The organism is Paracoccus sp. JM45, assembly GCF_003590715.1.
GTDB lineage: Bacteria > Pseudomonadota > Alphaproteobacteria > Rhodobacterales > Rhodobacteraceae > Paracoccus.
In genome coordinates, this window is sequence record NZ_QQVY01000001.1 from 37670 (window position 1) to 57761 (window position 20092).

A 20092-nucleotide genomic window follows, 5' to 3' on the forward strand; every position below is an offset into this window, starting at 1 on the left:
CTCATTGGATTGGGGTGGGCAGGTCTTGGCCTGCAAAGAATGCTGTCAGATTGTCACGCAGCAACTGGCCCATTGCTTTGCGCGTTTCCACCGTGCCCGAGGCATGGTGCGGTTGCAGCAGGACGTTCGGCAATTTAAGAAAGCGCGGGTCCAGCGCCGGTTCGCCTTCGAACACATCCAGCGCGGCAGCCCCCAGACGCCCGTCGCCAAGCGCCGCAATCAGCGCCTGTTCGTCGATGTTGGAAGCGCGCGAGACATTGATGATCATCCCTTCTGGGCCAACCGCCTCTATTACATCCTTGCTAACTATGTGTCGCGTGGCGGGTGATGCGGCCAGAGTCACGAACAGAAAATCGGCATGGCGGGCCAGATCGACCGGATCGGCGATAAAGGTCCATCCCTTGATGTTTTGCATATCAGTCAGATCGCTATAGGCGATATCCATACCAAAGCCTGCCAGACGGGTGGCGACTGCCCGTCCGATGCGACCAAGCCCAAGAATGCCCGCCTTGCGCCCGAAGACACGACGCCCCAGCGGATACAGCCCCTTACCGGTCCAACTGCCATCGCGCACCCAGGTATCGGCACCGATTACTCCGCGCGATTGGGCCAGCATCATCGCCACCCCCAGATCGGCGACATCACCTGTCAACACATCCGGTGTATTGGTCACCCGAATGCCGCGGTCACGACAGATCTCCAGATCAACCGCATCAACTCCGACACCATAGACGGCAACCAGTCCGGTATTGGGACATGCATCGATCATGGCATGATCGGCCCCCAATTCCCCCCGCGTTGCGATGGCTTGAACGTCGGCACCAACCTTCGCCAGCAATGCCGTCCTGTCATGTGCCAGATCCAGCCGGTGGACCGTGAAGGCGGCGTCCAGCAACTGCTGGTCCTGTTCGGGATAGGCACCGACCTGCAAAATCACCGGCTTGGTCATCGAACTTCCCTGCTTGACTTGTTTGTTATCGATAACATAGTTTCGTCCCAAATCAATGTCGAGCGTAAATCCGAAAGGCCGTTATATGAGCATCCAGCTGTTTGATCTGACCGGAAAGCGGGCGCTGATCACAGGGTCTTCCCAAGGGATCGGTATTGCATTGGCCAAGGGCCTATCCGAAGCCGGTGCCAGCATCGTGCTGAACGGTCGTGACCCTGCCAAGCTGGCGCAATCGGCAAAGACGCTGCGGGATGCAGGCGCATCTGTCGACGAACTGGCCTTTGATGTTACCGACCATGATGCCGTCCGCAAAGCAGTTGATAGTTTCGAGGCTGAAACCGGCCCCATCGACATCCTGATCAATAACGCCGGCATGCAACACCGCGCCCCGTTGGAGGATTTTCCTGCCGACGCCTTCGACCGCCTGCTGCAAACCAATGTGGCATCGGTCTTTCATGTGGGTCAGGCCGTTGCCCGTCATATGATCGCACGCGGTGCAGGCAAGATCGTCAACATCTGTTCCGTCCAGACCGCCTTGGCACGCCCGGGCATCGCACCCTATACCGCCACCAAAGGCGCGGTCGCGAATTTGACCAAAGGCATGGCAACCGACTGGGCCCGTTATGGTCTTCAGTGCAACGGCCTTGCGCCGGGTTATTTCGAAACGCCGCTGAACCAAGCGTTGGTCGATGATCCGGAATTCAGCGCATGGTTGGCCAAACGCACGCCTGCAGGACGTTGGGGCAAGGTCGATGAACTGGTCGGCACGGCAATCTTCCTGTCATCTGCTGCGTCATCCTTTGTGAATGGCACGACGGTTTTTGTGGATGGTGGCATCAGCGCCTCGCTTTAAGACGGATAGTATTGACCAAAGGAAATCAGGCGCGAATGACCCAACGTACCGTCACCATGAAGGATGTAGCCCGCGCTGCCGGTGTATCGGTGATGACGGTCAGCCGCGCCTTCAAGGCCGACAGCTCCGTCAGTGCCGCAAAGCGCGCCCAGATCCTGAAACTGGCCGAGGATCTGGGCTATGTGATGGACAGCACAGCCGCCAACCTGCGGTCACAGCGCAGCGATTTCGTTGCTGTGACCATTCCCTCGCTGAACAACGCCAATTTCGCCGATACCGTCAGCGCCATGTCCGAGGTGCTTGAAAAATCCGGCATGCAAATCCTGCTGGGGTATACGAATTACGACATCCAGCAGGAAGAACGGCTGGTTGCCCAGTTCCTGCAGCGCAAACCGGCGGCCATTGTGGTGACGGGCGGTCTGCATACGGACCGCACGCGCAAGCTGTTGGCCAATGCCGGTATTCCGGTGGTCCAGACATGGGACCTGCCCGCCGACCCCATCGGGCATGTCGTCGGCTTTTCCAATGCCCTGTCGATGGAACCGCTGGTCGCCCATCTTCATACCACCGGACGGCAGCGTATTGCCTTTATCGGCGGCGATGCGACAGGTGACACACGCGGGGCCGAACGCCGCAAGGGTTTCATCCAGTCAATGACTGCGCGGGGGCTGGACGCCAATCGTCTGATCCCCGGGGGGCAGGTTCCGATCTCTATGAAAGAAGGTGCGGCGGCCATGGCCACCCTGCTGTCCGACCTGCCGGATACCGACGCGGTGATCTGTGTGTCCGACCTGTCGGCCTTTGGCGCGCTATCGGAATGCGCCCGCCGTGGCATTGCCGTACCGGATGATATCGCCATTGCGGGTTTTGGCGCCTATGAAATTGCGGGCGTTGCCCATCCGACCATCACCACCATCAATCCCCATCCCCGCCGCATCGGCAGCCGCACGGCCGAACTGTTACTGATGACCTTAGGAAAAAAGGCCATCGTTGACACTATGCGGTTCGAGATTACGCCTGACTTTGTCCTTGGCGGATCGACCGCATCGCGCGACGACATTTGACGGGGCGCTGGCCTTGGCTAATGTGTGACAAAAGCAAAATCGGGAAGCAGCATGGAATTCATGGCACGCGCGACCGCCCTTGTCGGTGGGGTTATGGTCGCAATCAGACGCTTTGGCGCACCGGACACACAGGCAATGGGGGGAACACCGGATATTCCCGAAGCCCGCAAGCAGGGCATCATGACCCTGAAGATGCCGACCGCCAAAGGCTGGGCACCGGGACACAAGCCGACGGCGGCAGAAGGATTGCAGGTCAACGCCTTCGCCTCGGATCTGGATCACCCCCGCTGGATCGAGGTTCTGCCCAACGGCGATGTTCTGGTCTCAGAGGCAAAGGAACAGCCCGGCCCCGTCAAAACCCTGATGGACCGCGCGACGCAGGCCACCATGCGCCGTGCCCGCGCCATCGGTGACAGTGCCAACCGCATTACCCTGTGGCGCGATGCCGATGGTGACGGGACTGCCGAAATCCGCGAAGTATTCTTGGAAAACCAGAACCAGCCCTTCGGCATGGCGCTGGTGGATGGCACCTTTTATGTCGGTAATACCGACGGCATTGTGGCCTTCCCCTATCAGGATGGCGACACATCGATTTTCGGCACAGGTAACAAGCTGGTCAATTTCAAACCGGCGGGCCATTGGACGCGCAGCCTGATCGTGTCACCTGATGCAACGCGTATCTATGCCGGTGTGGGGTCGCTGACCAATATCGCCGATCAGGGCTTGCAGACCGAGGAAGGCCGTGCCGCCATCTGGGAACTGGATATCGCAACTGGTCAGGCAAGCATCTTTGCATCGGGCCTGCGTAATGCCGTCGGCATGGCATGGGAACCTGTCACAGGGTCGCTTTGGACGGTTGTGAACGAACGCGACGGTTTGGGGGATGAAACGCCGCCCGATTACCTGACCTCGGTCCAGCAGGACGGGTTTTATGGCTGGCCCTATTCCTATTGGGGGCAGACGGTCGATGATAGGGTCCCCCAGGACCCGAAAAAGGTCGCCGCCGCCATCACCCCCGATTATGCCTTGGGCGGCCATACGGCGTCACTGGGGCTGTGCTGGATGCCATCGGGCACCCTGCCCGGATTTCCGGACGGTATGGTTATCGGGCAGCACGGGTCGTGGAACCGGTCGACCCTCAGCGGATACAAGCTGATCTTTATCCCGTTCCAGAACGGAAAACCCAGCGGGCCGCCACGCGATATCCTGTGGGGGTTCTTGTCCGAGGACGAGAAAACCTCCTATGGTCGTCCCGTCGGTGTCGTGGTCGGCCCCGACAAGAAGTCGCTTTTGATGGCCGATGATGTTGGCGATATTATCTGGCGGGTCAGCGCCGCTTGATCAGCGGTTTGCCGCAATCGCCAGACCGTCGGTGACGGCGGTGAACACCTCGCTGAAGGAATGATGCGCATCAGGAAACTGCGCGCGCATCGTATCCGACACCATCGACATCAGACTTGATCCACCGACATAGATCACCTGCCCGACCTGACCCGCATCAATATCCGCCATCCGCAGCGTTTCCTGCGCGCCCTCGGCCAGCATTTCGGCGTGGCGGGCAAGACTGGATGTCACGGCCTGTGGTGACAAGGGTGCGTTTAGCCCCCGCTGGACGGCATTCAGAACGATCTGTGCGTCATCCGCCCCGCTATTGGCAGCGATTTTGCCACGTTCGACCGCAAAGGCCAGTTCGTGGCCCAATTCATCCTGCAGAACAGTGGCAAGGCGGGACAGTTTTTCGGGTTCCTGTGACAGACGCACCATTTCAGCAACCATGCGGCTGTTCTGCGGGGTATAGACGAAAGGGATCTTTTCCCATGTCGCCAGATCGTTGAAAATCGCATTCGGCGTGGGCGAGGTGCCAGAACCCATCGCCTTACGCAGTTCCGTTCCCTTGCCCAGCAGCGGCATGACCCAGTCGATATTGATGGCACGGTCAAAATCGGTCCCGCCAATGCGGACACCGTGGTTGGCCATAATCTGCACGCCATCCTTACCGGACCGGAACAGCGAAAAGTCGGACGTCCCGCCACCCACATCGACGATCAGACCCACCATGCGTGATTGTTCCAAGGCGCCGCTGGCAATGGCGGCGGCTTCGGGTTCGGCCATGAAATCGACATGGGTGAAACCGGCAGCCAGATAGCAGGCACGCAGGTCTTCCTCGGCCTGCGCCTCGCGCGGGTCATTGGCGCCGTGAAAGACCACGGGACGGCCCGACATGACGCGGTCGAAGGTCAGACCGGTTTCAGACTCGGCGCGGGTTTTGATCTGGTTCAGGAAGCGGGCAATGATATCGACAAAGGTCACACGCTCGTGCAGGATCTGGCGGTTTTCATGCATCAGCTTGGTGCCAAGAACACGCTTCAGGGCGCGCATAAAGCGACCCTCGGTCCCGTCCAGCAGCGCCTGATTGGCAGGTTCGCCAATCAGCGTACGGCGGGTTTCCTGATTGAAGAAAAACGTCGTGGGCATGGTCATCTGCCCGTCCGCCATCGGAATCATCCGTGGCTTGCCATCCACCAGATAGGCCGCAGCCGAATTCGAGGTGCCAAAGTCGATGCCGATCGCATGTGTCATGGCCACACCCCGTGAAATCTGAACGAAGGGCGGGTCTTTAGGCAGGCGCGTCGGGCTTGTCAAGCAAGGGAAACCACGGACAGCGGCAAGGCCGTTATCCGTGGTCGGGTTGTCAAATTATCCGGCCCGATAATTGGGCGATTCACGGGTGATCTGCACGTCATGGACGTGGCTTTCTTTCAGGCCGGCACCGGTAATACGCACAAATTCGCAGTTTTTGCGCATTTCGGGAACGGTGGCACAACCGGTATAACCCATGGCTGCGCGCAAACCGCCGACCAGCTGGTGAATGACGGTGCCAGCGGGCCCCTTATAGGGAACCTGCCCTTCGATCCCTTCGGGGACCAGCTTGTCGGATGCCGCATCCTTCTGGAAGTAACGGTCCGCCGATCCGCGTGCCATGGCCCCCAGCGACCCCATCCCGCGATAGGATTTATAGCTGCGACCCTGATAGAGGATCACCTCGCCGGGGCTTTCATCGGTGCCGGCAATCGCGCTGCCGACCATCGCGCAGCTTGCGCCCGCCGCGATCGCTTTGGCGAAATCGCCCGAGAATTTAATCCCGCCATCGGCGATGATCGGGATATCACCTGCACCCGATGCCGCATCCATGATTGCCGTCAACTGCGGAACACCGACGCCTGCCACGATACGGGTGGTGCAGATGCTGCCCGGACCGATCCCGACCTTGATGGCATCGGCGCCTGCACCGATCAGGGCGCGCACAGCTTCGGCCGTGGCGACGTTGCCGGCGATGACCTGAACGTTGCCCGCAATGGCCTTCACACGTTCAACCGCTTTGGCCACACCGGCCGAATGGCCATGCGCGGTGTCGATGACGACCATATCGACGCCAGCCTCGATTAGGGCCTGACTGCGTTCGAAGCCTTCGTCCCCCACGGTCGAGGCAGCAGCAACCCGCAGACGGCCCATGTCATCCTTGCAGGCCAAGGGGTTCAGGACGGCCTTTTCGGTGTCCTTCAGCGTCAACAGACCGGTCAGCTTGCCCTGACCATCGGTGATCAGCAGCTTTTCGATGCGGCGCGATTTCATCAGATCAATCGCCTGCTGGCGATCGGCAGGTTCGCGCAGGATCGCAAGGTTGTCCGCGCTCATCATGGCACGTACGGGGGTGCGGCTGTCGTTGGCAAAGCGCATGTCGCGGTTGGTGACAATGCCCAGAACGCGACCCTGTTCGTCGACGACCGGAAAACCGGTGACGTTATAGCGGTCCTGAAACGCCTTGGCATCGGCCAGCGTCTGGTCGGGCGTCAGGGTAATCGGGTTATAGACGATGCCGGACTCGAACCGCTTGACGCGGCTGACTTCGGCGGCCTGCTGTTCGGTGGTCAGGTTGCGATGGATCACGCCCATGCCCCCTGCCTGTGCCATCGCAATGGCCATCCGGCTTTCGGTGACCGTATCCATGGCCGACGACAGCAAAGGGATGTTCATGCGGATGGATCTGGTGACATTTGTGGTCACGTCAGCGGTCGACGGCATCACCGTCGAGGCAGCCGGAACCAGTAGAACGTCGTCGAATGTGAGAGCCTCACGAATCTGCATGGGGGTGTCCTTGCGGCAATTTCGTTTGGCAGTTTCCACTTTCACGTGCAGCGGCAATTGTCCAGCCTTGATCGCACTCAATCTGCGTTGCCGAACTGCCACGAGACGCCACGGAAAGGTGATATGAACGTGAGGTAAATTGACTGCGCTAATTGAATCGTAATGGTCCTTCTTTAGGCTGTCCTTGGGCCAACGAGCCCTTTTAGGGAGGAAACAATGAAAATTGCATCATCGGGCATCGCTATCCTGATGCTAAGCGCATCCCAACTGTTTGCGGGCGGCATCGAACGCGCGCCCCAATCGCTGAACGCCCTGTTCGAGGACGGAAATTATATCGAGCTTAGCTTCGGTGGCGTCAATCCGACGGTCGAAGGCACAGATTTTCTTGGATCTGCAACCGGTGATGTCGCGCAAGGCTACGGTTTTACCGGCCTGTCTTATAAACAGCAATTTACGGAAGCCTTCTCGGGGGCGATTATCGTCGAACAGCCCTTTGGCGCGGATATCCTTTATCCAACCGTGGAAAATGGCGGATCATCTGTGTTCGGGGGGACATTGGCACAGGTTGATTCCACCACGTTCACCGCGCTTGGCCGCTATAAGATGCCGAATAATTTCTCGGTCCATGGTGGCATCCGCGGATCGCGGGCCGATGCGACCGTGTCGCTGAACGGTTTGGCCTATGGCAGCGTCTCGGGCTATACTGCCGATCTTGAATCCGACACCGGTATCGGCTGGGTGGCAGGGGCTGCTTGGGAAAAGCCGGAAATTGCCGCGCGGATTTCTTTAACCTACAACTCCAAGATCGAACATAACTTCCGCACCACCGAAACCCTTGACCCTGATGGCAGCGGCCCGATTGCAGCACAGGCATTAAGCGCCGATGCCTCGACCACAACGGTGGACACACCTGAAAGCTGGAATCTGGAATTCCAGACCGGTGTTGCCGAAGATACGCTGGTCTTCGGTTCGGTCCGCTGGGTCAACTGGAGCGATTTTCGAGTCGACCCAGCCGTCTTTACCGCTTTGACCGGCAGCGGTCTGGTTGATCTGGAAGATACAACGACCTATACCATCGGCGTAGGACGCAGGTTCACTGAAAAATGGTCGGGTTCGGCGGCGTTCAGCTATGAAAAGGCCGGTGACAAGCTGGTTTCGCCTCTGGCGCCGACGACCGGTCGCAAAGGCATTACGCTTGCCGCGATCTATACCGAAGGCCCGATCAAGGTCACGACCGGCGTCAGCTATATCAAGCTGGGCGATGCGAATGCCCAGACTGCTGACACCGCGCGCGCCTATATGGAAGACAGCGATGCATGGGGCGCGGGCATGCGGATCGGCTATTCCTTCTGATCCGTTTTAATGACGAAAGGCCCGATCGACAAAGATCGGGCCTTTTTTCCCGCATTACCCCTGATCATAAGGGGGCCTTCCCCTTGGCCATTGCGCGGTTTACCTAAGGCCCTGCGGAAACAAGGGACGGCAAATGATCTATCGCAGTGCAGAGGCTTGGCGGGCAGCCCCGTCCAAACGGATTGTCCTGTTCGGGATGTCGGGATTGGGCAAAACCTATCTGGCCTCGATGCTGCGGGATACGGATGACTGGTTCCACTATTCCGTCGATTACCGCATCGGCACGCGGTATATGGGCGAATATATCGCCGATAATTTCAAGCGCGAGGCGATGAAGGTCCCCTTTCTGCGCGAATTGCTGATGTCCGACAGCGTGCATATTTCCAGCAATATCACCTTCGACAATCTGGCGCCGCTGTCGACCTATCTGGGCAAGCCCGGCAGTCCCAGCCGTGGCGGCCTGCCTTTCGATGACTACTGCAACCGCCAGAACCAGCACCGCCGCGCGGAAATCGCGGCCTTGCTGGACACGCGCCATTTTATGGACCGGGCGCAGGACATCTATGGCACGCCGCATTTCATTTGCGACACGGGTGGTTCGATATGCGAGGTTGTCGACCCCGAAAACCCCGATGATCCTGTGCTGACGGCCTTGTCGCGCGACTTCCTGATGGTCTGGATCAAGGGCAGCGACGCCCATACCGCCGAACTGGTCCGCCGCTTTGATCGCGCCCCCAAGCCCATGTATTACCAGCCGCAATTTCTGGAAAAAGCATGGATCGCCTATCGCGTCGAAAAGGGGTTGGAGGAGGAACAGGTCAATCCCGACGACTTCATCCGCTGGACCTATGCCCGCGCTTTGGCCCATCGCCAGCCGCGCTATGCCGCAATGGCGACACATGGCGTCACGATTTTGGCAGAGGAGGTTGCAAAGATCCGCACCCCCGCCGATTTCAATGACCTGATCGCGCTGGCGATTACCCGCAAGGAAGCCTGATATGCCCATTACCCTGAACGAGAACCTGCCCGCCTATCGTATCCTGTCCAAGGAAGGCGTGATGGTCATGTCTCCGGGGCGGGCCGCGACGCAGGACATCCGTCCGCTGCGGATCGGGTTGCTGAACCTGATGCCCAAGAAGATCCAGACCGAAAACCAGTTTGCCCGCGTGATCGGCGCGACGCCCTTGCAGATCGACTTCCAGTTGATCCGTATGTCGGACCATGAAAGCCGCAACACCGCCGCCGACCATATGGAAAGCTTCTACCGGTCCTTCCGCGAGGTCGAGGCCACGGGCGAGAAATTTGACGGGCTGGTCATCACCGGCGCGCCCATCGAACATCTGGACTTCGATCAGGTCACCTATTGGGACGAACTGGCCCGCGTTTTCGAATGGACGCGCACCCACGTGCATTCCACCTTTGGCGTCTGCTGGGGCGGTATGGCGATGGCGTGGCATTTCCACGGGCTGCCCAAGCATATTCTGGACCGCAAGGCATTCGGCTGTTTCAGTCACCAGAACCTTGATCCGGCATCGCATTACCTGCGTGGTTTTTCGGATGAGGTTATGGTCCCTGTCAGCCGCTGGACCGAGGTGCGTCAGGAAGATGTCGATGCCCGCCCTGCCCTGACGACCTTGCTGTCCAGCCCCGAGGTCGGGCCATGTCTGCTGGCCGATGCCGAGCGGCGCGGGCTGTATGTTTTCAACCATTTCGAATATGACAATACGACGCTGAAAGACGAATACGACCGCGATATCGAGGCGGGAAAGCCGGTCGATGTTCCGTTAAATTATTTTCCCGAAAACGACCCCTCGCGCCTGCCGCCGAACCGTTGGCGCAGTCACGCCCATCTGCTTTACGGCAACTGGATCAACGAGATTTACCAGACCACCGTCTATGACATGTCCCGCATCGGAGAAGAGTGACCATGGCCGATACATCCGCACCATCGAACCTGCCCTATGTCGGCCAGATCACCGAATATCTGGAAAAACACGCCCCGAAATCCGTCCGCAAACAGATCGGGGACGCGGGCAAGCATGACATTATGGACGATGATTTCCCCTATCGGGAAATGATGGAAAAGAATGATTACAACGACCGGATGGACAAGCTGCATCTGCAACTGATCCGGATGATGTATGACACGCTGGAAACCGGCAAACGCATCGTCGTCCTGTTCGAGGGCCGTGACGGCGCGGGCAAGGGTGGCACCATCGAACGCGTTCAGGAAAACCTGAACCCGCGTTCCGCTTATGTCGTGGCCCTGCCCAAACCGTCCGAGCGCGAGGCCGGCCAGTGGTATTTCCAACGCTATGTCGACCGCCTGCCCGCGGCGGGCGAATTGGCGCTGTTCGACCGCAGCTGGTATAACCGCGGCGTGGTCGAGCGCGTTTTCGGCTTTTCCACCGATGCACAGCGCAACGCCTTTTTCCGCCAGCTGCCCAGTTTTGAACAGATGCTGGTCGATGACGGGGTGATTTTGGTCAAACTGTGGCTGAATGTCGGGCGCGCCGAACAATTACAGCGCTTTCTGGACCGCGAAAAAGACCCGCTGAAGCAATGGAAGCTGAGCGGCATTGACGTTCAGGGTCTGGCGAAATGGGATGAATATACCGATGCCATCCGCGACACGCTGAACCTGTCGCATTCCCCCATCGCCCCTTGGACGGTCATCCGGTCAGATGACAAGAAACGCGCGCGGGTGGCTGCCATCCAGACCATTTTGCACGCGGTCGATTATGCGGGCAAAGATCTGGATGCCATCGGCGCAATCGACCCGCTGATTGCAGGCGGACCGGAACTGCTGCGCGACTGACACTCTTGGCCAATGACGGGCCGCATGACACAACCTTCCCATGGGACAATCTGGGAGGGTATCATGGACCTGTCAAACAGCCGCGCCATCGTCACCGGTGGTGCGTCCGGCCTTGGCGCTGCAACCACCGCGCATTTCCGCGAAAGGGGCGCGCAGGTTGTGGTGCTGGATCTGGCCGCTGGCGGCAGGTCCGGTTTCATCCGGACCGATGTGACCGATGAGGACAGCGTATCTGCCGCGGTGGATCAGGCCGTATCGCTGATGGGTGGCATCGACATCTGCGTGAATTGTGCGGGTATCGCGACGGGCGAAAAAACCCTTGGACGCGACGGCCCCCACAGCCTGGCCAGCTTTCGTCGCACAATTGAAATCAACCTGATCGGCAGTTTCAATGTCCTGCGTCTGGCCGCTGAACGGATGGTCCAGAACAACTGCTCGGCCAATGGTGTGATCATCAACACCGCATCGATTGCAGCCTTTGACGGCCAGAAAGGGCAGGCAGCCTATGCGGCCTCCAAGGCGGGGATTGCGGGGATGACCCTGTCCCTGGCGCGCGATCTGGCGGGTCAGAACATCCGGGTTTGCGCCATCGCGCCGGGCATTTTCGGCACGCCTATGCTGTCGGGTTTGCCGCAGGATGTGCAGGACAGCCTTGCCTCGGAGGTAACATTCCCCAAGCGCCTTGGTGATCCCGCAGAATACGCCCGTATGGCCGCGTTTATCGTCGAAAGCGATTATCTGAATGGTGAAGTGATCCGCTTGGATGGCGCATTGCGGATGCGCTAGGCAATCGCGCCCCTGCCCTGCGTGAAACGCTTGCGCGGTGCGGGGCCGACGGCTAGCCTTGTGTCAAACCGGACGAAACACAAAGGCCAGATTTCATGCGTTTGCTGACCACCACCATTTTGGCCATGGCCGCTTTGCCCGCCTATGCCGCCGACAAAGAACTGACGGTTTTCGATTGGGCAGGGTTCGAGGAACCCTCGATTTTCCAGAGCTATATCGACAAACATGGCGACAGCCCGACCTTTGCCTTTTTCGGCGATGATGACGAAGCCTTCCAGAAGGTCGCATCGGGCTTTCGTGCCGATATCATCCATCCGTGCAGCCAGATGGTCGGAAAATACCGCGACGCGGGTCTGATCGAGCCTTGGGACACCAGCAAGATCCCGAATTTCGACAAGATCGATGAAAAATTCCTTGATTCCGAGATTTTCCGCGATGATCAGGGCGTTTGGTTCATCCCTGCCGATTGGGGCGCAACGGCTATTGCCTATAACACCGAAACCGTCCCGGCCGAGGATGTGGCGTCGCTGGATGTCTTCCTTGACCCGAAATATCAGGGCCGCACATCGCTGCCCGACAGTTCGGATGATGTTTGGGCGCTGGCCTATCTGGCAACCGGCACCACCGATTGGACCGATGTCAGCGACGAACAATTCGACGCCGCTGCGGAATGGTTGCGCAAGGCACATCAGAACGTCGCCGCCTATTGGGCCGACCCGTCGGAACAGGCGCAGCTGATGGCCTCGGGTGCGGTCGATGTTGCATGGTCGTGGAATGACGGCGTCGTCTATCTTCAGGAAGATAATTATCCCGTCGGCTTCCAGCGCGAGGCGACCGAAGGATCCTCGACTTTCTTTTGCGGCTTTGTGAACGTCAAGGACGGTCCGGGCGACGAAGAACGCGCATATGATTTCATCAACGCATGGATGGAGCCTTCGGCAGGGAAAGCCCTGCTGGACACCATCGGTTATGGCCACAGTTCGACCGAGGCGATGGAAACGATCAAGGATGAACCTTCCGTTGCCGAAGGTCTGGCAGACATAGACGTGCCGGTTCTGGCCCAGACGCCGAATGACCCCGAACAGCGCCAACGCCAATTGGCTGAATTCGAGAAAATCAAAGCAGGTTTCTAAGACGACGCCGGCAGCGGGGAATGCCCCCGCTGCCGACATGACATGAAGCAGATTCATGATCTTATCGAAAACTATGAATTTGCCGCCAAGCATTCAGGGGTCTATACAGCCGACTTCTGATGAAAGGCGTGATCATGTCCGGTAAGCTTCCCCAATCCGATGCCTTTGCGGCCCTGAACAAGGCTGCGTCCGAACGCATCCTGATTATGGATGGCGCGATGGGCACCCAGATCCAGTCCCTTGGACTGGGCGAGGATGACTATACCGGCCACGGATCGGGCCACGTCTGCCGTCACCATTCCGACCACGCCCAGCAGGGCAATAACGACCTGCTGATCCTGACCCAGCCCGAAGCGGTCGAGGAAATCCATTTCAACTATGCCATGGCCGGTGCGGATATTGTTGAAACCAACACGTTTTCCGCCACGACTATCGCGCAGGCAGATTACGGCATGCAGGATGCGGTCCACGACCTGAACGTCGATGGTGCGCGTGTCGTGCGCCGCGCGCTGGATCGTGCGACCGCAATTGATGGCAAGCCGCGCTTCGTCGCGGGTGCGATCGGGCCGACGAACCGCACGGCCTCCATCAGCCCCGATGTGAATGACCCCGGCTACCGCGCCGTGACATTCGACGATCTGCGCGTGGCCTATCTGCAGCAAGCAAAGGGTCTGATTGCCGGCGGATCGGACATTCTGCTGATCGAGACGATTTTTGATACGCTAAACGCCAAAGCCGCCATCTTTGCCTGCATTCAGGCGATGGAGGAACATGGCCGCGCCCTGCCGATGATGATTTCCGGCACGATCACCGACGCATCGGGGCGCACGCTGTCGGGACAGACGCCGACGGCCTTCTGGCATTCGGTCCGGCACGCCAAACCATGGACCATCGGTCTGAACTGTGCGCTGGGGGCCAATGCCATGCGCCCGCATCTGGCCGAACTGTCGACCGTGGCTGATACGCTGATCTGCGCCTATCCGAATGCCGGTTTGCCCAACGCCTTTGGCCAATATGACGAAGGCCCGCTGGACACCGCCCCGCAGATCGCCGATTTCGCCCGCGAGGGGCTGGTCAATGTCGTCGGCGGCTGCTGTGGCACGACCCCTGATCATATCCGCGCCATCGCCGAAGCCGTCGCCGGTTTCGCCCCCAGAAAGGTGCCCGCCTATGTCTGATCGCATGCTTCGCCTGTCCGGTCTGGAACCCTTCGTCCTGACGCCCGACATCCCCTTCGTGAACGTGGGCGAACGCACGAATGTCACCGGTTCCGCACGTTTCCGCAAACTGGTCAAGAACCGCGACTATGCCACCGCGCTGGAGGTTGCTCGCGATCAGGTCGAAAACGGCGCGCAGATCATCGATATTAACATGGACGAAGGCCTGATCGATTCAAAAGCCGCTATGGTCGAATACCTGAACCTGCTGGCTGCCGAACCCGACATCGCCCGCGTGCCGATCATGATCGACAGCTCCAAATGGGAGGTGATCGAGGCGGGCCTGCAATGCGTACAGGGCAAGCCGGTCGTCAACTCCATCAGCATGAAAGAGGGCGAGGATCAGTTCCGCCATCAGGCTGGCCTGTGTCTGGCCTATGGTGCTGCGGTTGTCGTCATGGCCTTTGATGAACAGGGTCAGGCCGATACCTGCGCGCGCAAGATCCAGATTTGCGAACGCGCATACCGTATTCTGGTCGATGAGGTCGGCTTTCCGCCCGAAGACATCATTTTCGACCCCAACGTCTTTGCCGTGGCCACGGGGATCGAGGAACATAACAACTACGGCGTCGATTTCATCGAGGCCACGCGCTGGATCCGCCAGAACCTGCCTCATGCGCATGTGTCGGGCGGTGTGTCGAACCTGTCCTTCAGTTTCCGCGGCAATGAACCCGTGCGCGAGGCGATGCATGCTGTGTTCCTGTACCATGCCATTCAGGCGGGCATGGACATGGGCATCGTCAACGCCGGTCAGCTGGCCGTCTATGACCAGATCGACGCCGACCTGCGCGAAGCCTGCGAAGATGTCGTCCTGAACCGCCGCGACGATGCGACCGACCGCCTGCTGGAGGTTGCTGAACGCTATCGTGGGGAAGCCGGTGCCAAGGGTCGTGAAAAAGACCTAACGTGGCGCGAATGGTCCATCGAAAAGCGTCTGGAACATGCGCTGGTCAATGGCATCACCGAATATGTCGATGCTGACACCGAGGAAGCCCGCCTTCAGGCCGAACGTCCGCTGCATGTCATCGAAGGTCCGCTGATGGCGGGCATGAATGTCGTCGGCGACCTGTTCGGCGCGGGCAAGATGTTCCTGCCACAGGTGGTTAAGTCGGCCCGCGTGATGAAGCAGGCCGTCGCCATCCTTCTGCCCTATATGGAGGAGGAAAAGCGCCTTAACGGTGGAACCGAACGTCAGTCGGCTGGCAAGATCCTGATGGCCACCGTCAAGGGCGACGTGCACGACATCGGCAAAAATATCGTCGGCGTCGTTCTGGCCTGCAACAATTACGAGGTGATCGACCTTGGTGTGATGGTCCCTGCCCAGAAAATTCTGGAAGTGGCCAAGGCGGAAAATGTCGATGTCATCGGATTGTCGGGACTGATCACGCCGTCCTTGGACGAAATGGTCCATGTTGCCAGCGAAATGCAGCGCGAAGGCTTCAACGTGCCGCTGCTGATCGGCGGGGCGACCACCTCGAAAATCCATACGGCGGTCAAGGTGGCCCCGCGCTATGTGGCGGGACAAGCGGTCTATGTGACCGATGCCAGCCGCGCGGTGGGTGTGGTGTCCGAACTGCTCAGCCCCGAACGCCAGGACGCTTATGTCGCGAAGGTCAAAGCGGAATATGTCGATGTCGCCGAACGCCACGAACGGGCCGAGGCCGCCAAGACCCGCCTGCCCCTTGCAACCGCCCGCGCCAATGCCCTGCAGGTCGATTGGTCGGCCTATACCCCCGTTGCGCCGCAATTCACCGGCGCGCGGATTATCGATGACTGGGATCTGGCTGAAATCGCCCGCTATATCGACTGGACCCCCTTCTTCCAGACGTGGGAGCTGAAGGGCGTCTATCCTCGCATTCTGGAGGACGAAAAGCAGGGCGAGGCTGCACGCACACTGTTCGCCGAAGCGAAAGAGATGCTGGTAAAAATCATCGACGGCAAATGGTTCAAGCCGCGCGCGGTGGTCGGCTTCTGGCCCGCCAATGCCGCGGGCGACGACATCCGCCTTTTCACCGGCGAGGATCGCGAACAGGAACTGGCCACGCTGCATACGCTGCGCCAGCAGGTGACCAAGCGCAACGGTCGCCCGAACGTCGCCCTGTCAGATTTCGTGGCACCGCAAGCTGCGGACCATATCGGCGGCTTTGTCGTCACGGCAGGCCCCGAAGAGGCAGCTATTGCGGATGATTTTGAAAAAGCGGGCGACGATTATTCCTCGATCATGGTCAAGGCGCTAGCCGACCGCTTTGCCGAAGCCATGGCCGAGATGCTGCATGAACGCGTCCGCAAGGAATATTGGGGCTATGGCGCGGATGAAACCTATGAGCCCGGCGATCTGATCGGCGAACCCTATGCCGGTATCCGCCCCGCGCCGGGCTATCCCGCACAGCCCGATCATACCGAAAAGCTGACCCTGTTCCGCCTGCTGGACGCAGAAGCAGCGACCGGTGTGACGCTGACGGAAAGCATGGCAATGTGGCCGGGATCATCGGTCTCGGGGCTTTATATCGGGCACCCAGACAGCTATTACTTCGGCGTCGCCAAGATCGAAGAAGATCAGGCCCGCGATTACGCCGCCCGCAAAGGCATGTCGCTGGAGGAGGTCGAGCGTTGGCTGGCCCCTGTCCTTAACTATACCAAGCGCAAGGCGGCAGCCGATGCCGCATAACACCGACGCGCCGGTCAGCGGCCCAATTGGTCCAGATCGGCGCGCATCATCTGACGCCCCAGAATATGATCGGCGGCCTTTTCGCCCGTCATGATCGACGGCCCGTTCAGATTGCCGTTGGTGATCCGCGGGAAGATCGAGCTGTCGACGACGCGCAGCCCTTCGACCCCGATCACCCGCAACTCGGGGTCAACCACCGCCATGTCGTCGTCAGCCGCACCCATCCGGCAGGACCCGCAGGGGTGATAGGCCGATTCCGCATGTTCGCGGATAAAGCTGTCCAGTTCTTCATCGCTTTGCAAATCGATGCCGGGCTGGATTTCATCCCCGCAGAATTCGGCGAAAGCCGGTTGGGCAAAAATCCGGCGGGTGTGACGGACACACGCGCGGAATTCTTCCCAATCGCTGTCTTGCGACATGTAATTGAAGTATATCTTGGGTGCCATGTTCGGATCGCCGCTGGCAAGACGAACCGTCCCGCGCGAGGCCGAGCGCATCGGACCGACATGCGCCTGAAACCCGTGGCCCGTCGCCGCCGCCTTACCGTCATACCGCACGGCCAGCGGCAGGAAGTGATACTGGATATCGGGATAATCCTTAGCGTCATCGGACTTGATGAACCCGCAGCTTTCGAACTGGTTCGACGCGCCCAAGCCCGTCTTCTGCAGCAGCCATTCGACACCCACGCGGCTTTTGCCCAGCAGGTTGTAATAGCTGTAGAGCGTGATCGGCTTCAGCGATTTATACTGCATATAGACCTCGAGGTGGTCCTGCAGGTTCGCACCCACGCCCGGACGATCGACCAGCGGCGTAATGCCATGTTCGCGCAGGTGATCCGCCGGTCCGATGCCGGATACCATCAGCAGTTTCGGCGAATTGATGGAACTGGCCGAAATGATAACCTCGCGCTTGGCCTCAACCTGCGTGATCTGGCCTTTTTGTTCCAACTCAACGCCGTAGGCACGCTTTCCTTCGAAGAGAACACGCCGTGCCAAGCCGCGAACGACGGTCAGCAGGCCGGTCTTCTTGGCGGGGCGCAGGTAGGCATTGGCCGTCGACCAGCGGCGGCCCTTCCAGATGGTCGCCTCCATCGGGCCGAAGCCCTCTTGCTGTTCGCCGTTGTAATCATCGGTGCGCGGCCAGCCCGCCTGTTCGCCGGCCTTGATGAAGGTGTTGAACAGCGGGTTCTTGCGCTTGCCGCGCGACACATGCATCGGGCCGCTGTCACCGCGCCAGGGCGAGGTCTGGTCGCCCGAGGGATCGCCGTGCCACGTCTCCATCCGCTTGAAATAGGGCAGCACGTCGGCATAGTTCCAGCCGGTCGCGCCGCTGTCTTCCCAATGCTGGTAATCCAGCGGGTTGCCGCGAACAAAGACCATCCCGTTGATCGAGGACGACCCGCCCAGCACCTTGCCGCGCGGTGTGGCCAGACTGCGCCCCCCCAAATGCTCTTCGGGCTGGGACGCAAAGCCCCAGTCATAGCGCGCCATATTCATCGGATAGGACAGCGCGCCCGGCATCTGGATGAAGGGGCCGATGTCGCTGCCGCCGAATTCGATCAGGGTGACGGTCCGCCCGGCTTCGGTCAGGCGGTATGCCAACGCGCAACCGGCGCTGCCTGCACCGATGATGACATAATCTGCGGGCGCTGCCGCGTTCGTGTTCTCAGTACGGGGCATCGACGCCTCCCATTCCGACATAGACCGATTTCAGCTGCGAATAATGCTCGATCGCGGCGGCAGAGTTTTCACGGCCCAGACCCGAATTCTTGACGCCGCCGAAGGGCATTTCGACAGGGGTCAGGTTGTAGGTGTTGATCCAGCAGGTGCCCGCCTCGAGGCCCGCGACAACGCGATGGGCGCGGGTCACATCCTGCGTGAAGACGCCCGCGGCCAGACCGAAGCCGGTGCCATTGGCGCGACGCACCGCCTCTTCCTCGTCGAAGAAGGACAGCGTCGTCATCACCGGGCCGAAGATCTCGTCGGTGGCGATGGTCATGTCGTCAGTCGCGTCGGCAAAGACGGTCGGCGGGATGAACGCACCCTCGCCCGGACCGCCACAGACCAGACGCGCACCGGCGGCCTGACCGGCGGCGATGGCTTCACGGATCTTCGCGGCCTGCGTCGGGTTGATGGTGGGACCGTGGTTGGTGTCGGGGTCCATCGGGTCGCCCATCTTGATCGCCTTCACGCGTTCGGCCAGCCGCTCAAGGAACGGGGTCTTGATGCCTTCCTGCAGGAAAACGCGCGTACCGTTCGAACAGATTTGACCCGAGCTGTAGAAGTTCGCCAGAATGGCCGCGCTGACGGCGTCCTCAAGGTTCGCATCGTCGAAAACGATCAGGGGCGATTTGCCACCCAGTTCCATCGTAACGTGGCGCATGCCTTCGGCTGCGGCGGCGTACACGCGGCGGCCCGTCGGGACCGAACCGGTCAGCGATACCTTGGCCACATTCGGATCGCCGACCAGCGCAGCGCCCACCTTACCGCGCCCCTGTATGACGTTGAAAACACCGGCCGGCAGGCCGGCTTGCAACAAAATCTCGGCCAGTTTCAAGGCACCAAGCGGCGTTTCCTCGGAGGGTTTGAAGATCATCGTATTGCCCATGACCAACGCGGGCGCGGCTTTCCAACAAGCGATCTGGCTGGGATAGTTCCACGCCCCGATGCCCGCGCAAACGCCAAGCGCCTCGCGTCGGGTATAGGCCCAATCGGCCCCCAGCGGGATCATCTGACCGGTCAGCGTGGCGGCAAGGCCCGCGAAATATTCCAGTGCAGCAGCCCCTGACGGCCAGTCAGCCCCTAAGGTTTCCTGAATTGGCTTGCCGGTGTCCAACGTTTCCAACTGGGCCAGCTCATCATTCTGCGCGATGATAATTGCAGCAGCACGACCAAGAATGCGTCCGCGTTCGACAGGCGACAGGGCCGCCCATGCGGGCTGGGCGGCTTTTGCTGCCTGACAGGCCAATGCGACCTGATCGGTGCTGGCTTCGTGCAGGGTTGCAATTCTTTCGCCGGTATATGGATAGCGGACGGTAAGTTCGTCGCCCTGCCCTTCGACATAGGTGCCGTTGATGAACAGGCTGGCGGCGGGTTGTGCGGTCAG

At 59.9% G+C, this 20092-nt stretch carries 16 protein-coding genes; 11 read left to right on the forward strand and 5 right to left on the reverse strand.

Translation table 11 applies throughout. The features are described 5' to 3' along the window. Position 1 precedes the first annotated feature (1 nt). Positions 2-949 carry a 2-hydroxyacid dehydrogenase gene (locus DWB67_RS00175; RefSeq protein ID WP_119805496.1) on the reverse strand — a complete coding sequence of 316 codons (948 nt, stop codon included), beginning with the start codon at positions 947-949 and terminating at the stop codon, positions 2-4. Between the two features lie 85 nt (positions 950-1034). Between DWB67_RS00175 and DWB67_RS00180 the strand changes: the two genes are divergently transcribed. From DWB67_RS00180 to DWB67_RS00190, 3 genes are read left to right on the forward strand one after another with little or no spacing between them, the layout of a single operon-like run. Beyond that, positions 1035-1802: an SDR family oxidoreductase gene (locus DWB67_RS00180; protein WP_119805497.1), complete on the forward strand. Its 768-nt coding sequence runs from the start codon at positions 1035-1037 to the stop codon at positions 1800-1802. A gap of 35 nt (positions 1803-1837) precedes the next feature. Further along, positions 1838-2866, forward strand: a complete 1029-nt coding sequence (locus tag DWB67_RS00185; protein WP_255418489.1) for a LacI family DNA-binding transcriptional regulator — start codon at positions 1838-1840, stop codon at positions 2864-2866. Between the two features lie 51 nt (positions 2867-2917). After that, positions 2918-4207 carry a sorbosone dehydrogenase family protein gene (locus DWB67_RS00190; protein ID WP_119805498.1) on the forward strand — a complete coding sequence of 430 codons (1290 nt, stop codon included), beginning with the start codon at positions 2918-2920 and terminating at the stop codon, positions 4205-4207. Here DWB67_RS00190 and DWB67_RS00195 read toward each other — a convergent pair whose 3' ends face one another. Both DWB67_RS00195 and guaB read right to left on the reverse strand, forming a co-directional pair. Then, a complete protein-coding gene (locus DWB67_RS00195) occupies positions 4208-5446 on the reverse strand; it encodes an Hsp70 family protein (protein ID WP_119805499.1) in 1239 nt (412 codons plus the stop codon). A 117-nt stretch (positions 5447-5563) separates the two neighbouring features. Beyond that, positions 5564-7012 (reverse strand): IMP dehydrogenase, encoded by a 1449-nt coding sequence (gene guaB / locus DWB67_RS00200; protein ID WP_119805500.1) that lies wholly within the window; start codon positions 7010-7012, stop codon positions 5564-5566. Between the two features lie 216 nt (positions 7013-7228). Here guaB and DWB67_RS00205 point away from each other — a divergent pair, with 216 nt between their 5' ends. From DWB67_RS00205 to metH, 8 genes are all read left to right on the forward strand, one after another. Continuing rightward, a complete protein-coding gene (locus tag DWB67_RS00205; protein ID WP_119805501.1) occupies positions 7229-8365 on the forward strand; it encodes an OmpP1/FadL family transporter in 1137 nt (378 codons plus the stop codon). Between the two features lie 133 nt (positions 8366-8498). Beyond that, positions 8499-9362: an ATPase gene (locus tag DWB67_RS00210; protein ID WP_119805502.1), complete on the forward strand. Its 864-nt coding sequence runs from the start codon at positions 8499-8501 to the stop codon at positions 9360-9362. A 1-nt stretch (position 9363) separates the two neighbouring features. Beyond that, positions 9364-10290: a homoserine O-succinyltransferase gene (gene metA / locus DWB67_RS00215; protein ID WP_119805503.1), complete on the forward strand. Its 927-nt coding sequence runs from the start codon at positions 9364-9366 to the stop codon at positions 10288-10290. 2 nt (positions 10291-10292) lie between these two features. Next, on the forward strand, positions 10293-11183 hold the full coding sequence (gene ppk2 / locus DWB67_RS00220; protein ID WP_119805504.1) for a polyphosphate kinase 2: 891 nt from the start codon (positions 10293-10295) through the stop codon (positions 11181-11183). A 63-nt stretch (positions 11184-11246) separates the two neighbouring features. Further along, positions 11247-11969, forward strand: a complete 723-nt coding sequence (locus tag DWB67_RS00225) for an SDR family oxidoreductase (protein WP_119806114.1) — start codon at positions 11247-11249, stop codon at positions 11967-11969. A gap of 95 nt (positions 11970-12064) precedes the next feature. After that, positions 12065-13102: an extracellular solute-binding protein gene (locus DWB67_RS00230; protein WP_119805505.1), complete on the forward strand. Its 1038-nt coding sequence runs from the start codon at positions 12065-12067 to the stop codon at positions 13100-13102. Positions 13103-13236: 134 nt separating this feature from the next. After that, on the forward strand, positions 13237-14280 hold the full coding sequence (locus tag DWB67_RS00235) for a homocysteine S-methyltransferase family protein (protein ID WP_370453554.1): 1044 nt from the start codon (positions 13237-13239) through the stop codon (positions 14278-14280). Then, positions 14273-16987 carry a methionine synthase gene (gene metH / locus DWB67_RS00240; RefSeq protein WP_119805507.1) on the forward strand — a complete coding sequence of 905 codons (2715 nt, stop codon included), beginning with the start codon at positions 14273-14275 and terminating at the stop codon, positions 16985-16987. The genes DWB67_RS00235 and metH overlap by 8 nt, the downstream gene beginning before the upstream one ends. A gap of 14 nt (positions 16988-17001) precedes the next feature. Here metH and betA read toward each other — a convergent pair whose 3' ends face one another. After that, complete coding sequence (gene betA / locus DWB67_RS00245) at positions 17002-18666, reverse strand: choline dehydrogenase (RefSeq protein WP_119805508.1); 1665 nt, start codon at positions 18664-18666, stop codon at positions 17002-17004. Continuing rightward, positions 18653-20092 (reverse strand): betaine-aldehyde dehydrogenase, encoded by a 1440-nt coding sequence (gene betB / locus DWB67_RS00250; protein ID WP_182911475.1) that lies wholly within the window; start codon positions 20090-20092, stop codon positions 18653-18655. Before betB ends, betA begins: the two co-directional genes overlap by 14 nt.

Coding starts and splice junctions, on each gene's coding strand:
- betA (WP_119805508.1), bottom strand. CDS start 18,666: ATGCCCCGTACTGAGAACACGAACGCGGCAGCGCCCGCAGATTATGTC.
- DWB67_RS00175 (WP_119805496.1), bottom strand. CDS start 949: ATGACCAAGCCGGTGATTTTGCAGGTCGGTGCCTATCCCGAACAGGAC.
- DWB67_RS00205 (WP_119805501.1), top strand. CDS start 7,229: ATGAAAATTGCATCATCGGGCATCGCTATCCTGATGCTAAGCGCATCC.
- DWB67_RS00230 (WP_119805505.1), top strand. CDS start 12,065: ATGCGTTTGCTGACCACCACCATTTTGGCCATGGCCGCTTTGCCCGCC.
- metA (WP_119805503.1), top strand. CDS start 9,364: ATGCCCATTACCCTGAACGAGAACCTGCCCGCCTATCGTATCCTGTCC.
- DWB67_RS00225 (WP_119806114.1), top strand. CDS start 11,247: ATGGACCTGTCAAACAGCCGCGCCATCGTCACCGGTGGTGCGTCCGGC.
- DWB67_RS00195 (WP_119805499.1), bottom strand. CDS start 5,446: ATGACACATGCGATCGGCATCGACTTTGGCACCTCGAATTCGGCTGCG.
- DWB67_RS00235 (WP_370453554.1), top strand. CDS start 13,237: ATGTCCGGTAAGCTTCCCCAATCCGATGCCTTTGCGGCCCTGAACAAG.
- DWB67_RS00185 (WP_255418489.1), top strand. CDS start 1,838: ATGACCCAACGTACCGTCACCATGAAGGATGTAGCCCGCGCTGCCGGT.
- ppk2 (WP_119805504.1), top strand. CDS start 10,293: ATGGCCGATACATCCGCACCATCGAACCTGCCCTATGTCGGCCAGATC.
- DWB67_RS00210 (WP_119805502.1), top strand. CDS start 8,499: ATGATCTATCGCAGTGCAGAGGCTTGGCGGGCAGCCCCGTCCAAACGG.
- metH (WP_119805507.1), top strand. CDS start 14,273: ATGTCTGATCGCATGCTTCGCCTGTCCGGTCTGGAACCCTTCGTCCTG.
- guaB (WP_119805500.1), bottom strand. CDS start 7,012: ATGCAGATTCGTGAGGCTCTCACATTCGACGACGTTCTACTGGTTCCG.
- DWB67_RS00180 (WP_119805497.1), top strand. CDS start 1,035: ATGAGCATCCAGCTGTTTGATCTGACCGGAAAGCGGGCGCTGATCACA.
- DWB67_RS00190 (WP_119805498.1), top strand. CDS start 2,918: ATGGAATTCATGGCACGCGCGACCGCCCTTGTCGGTGGGGTTATGGTC.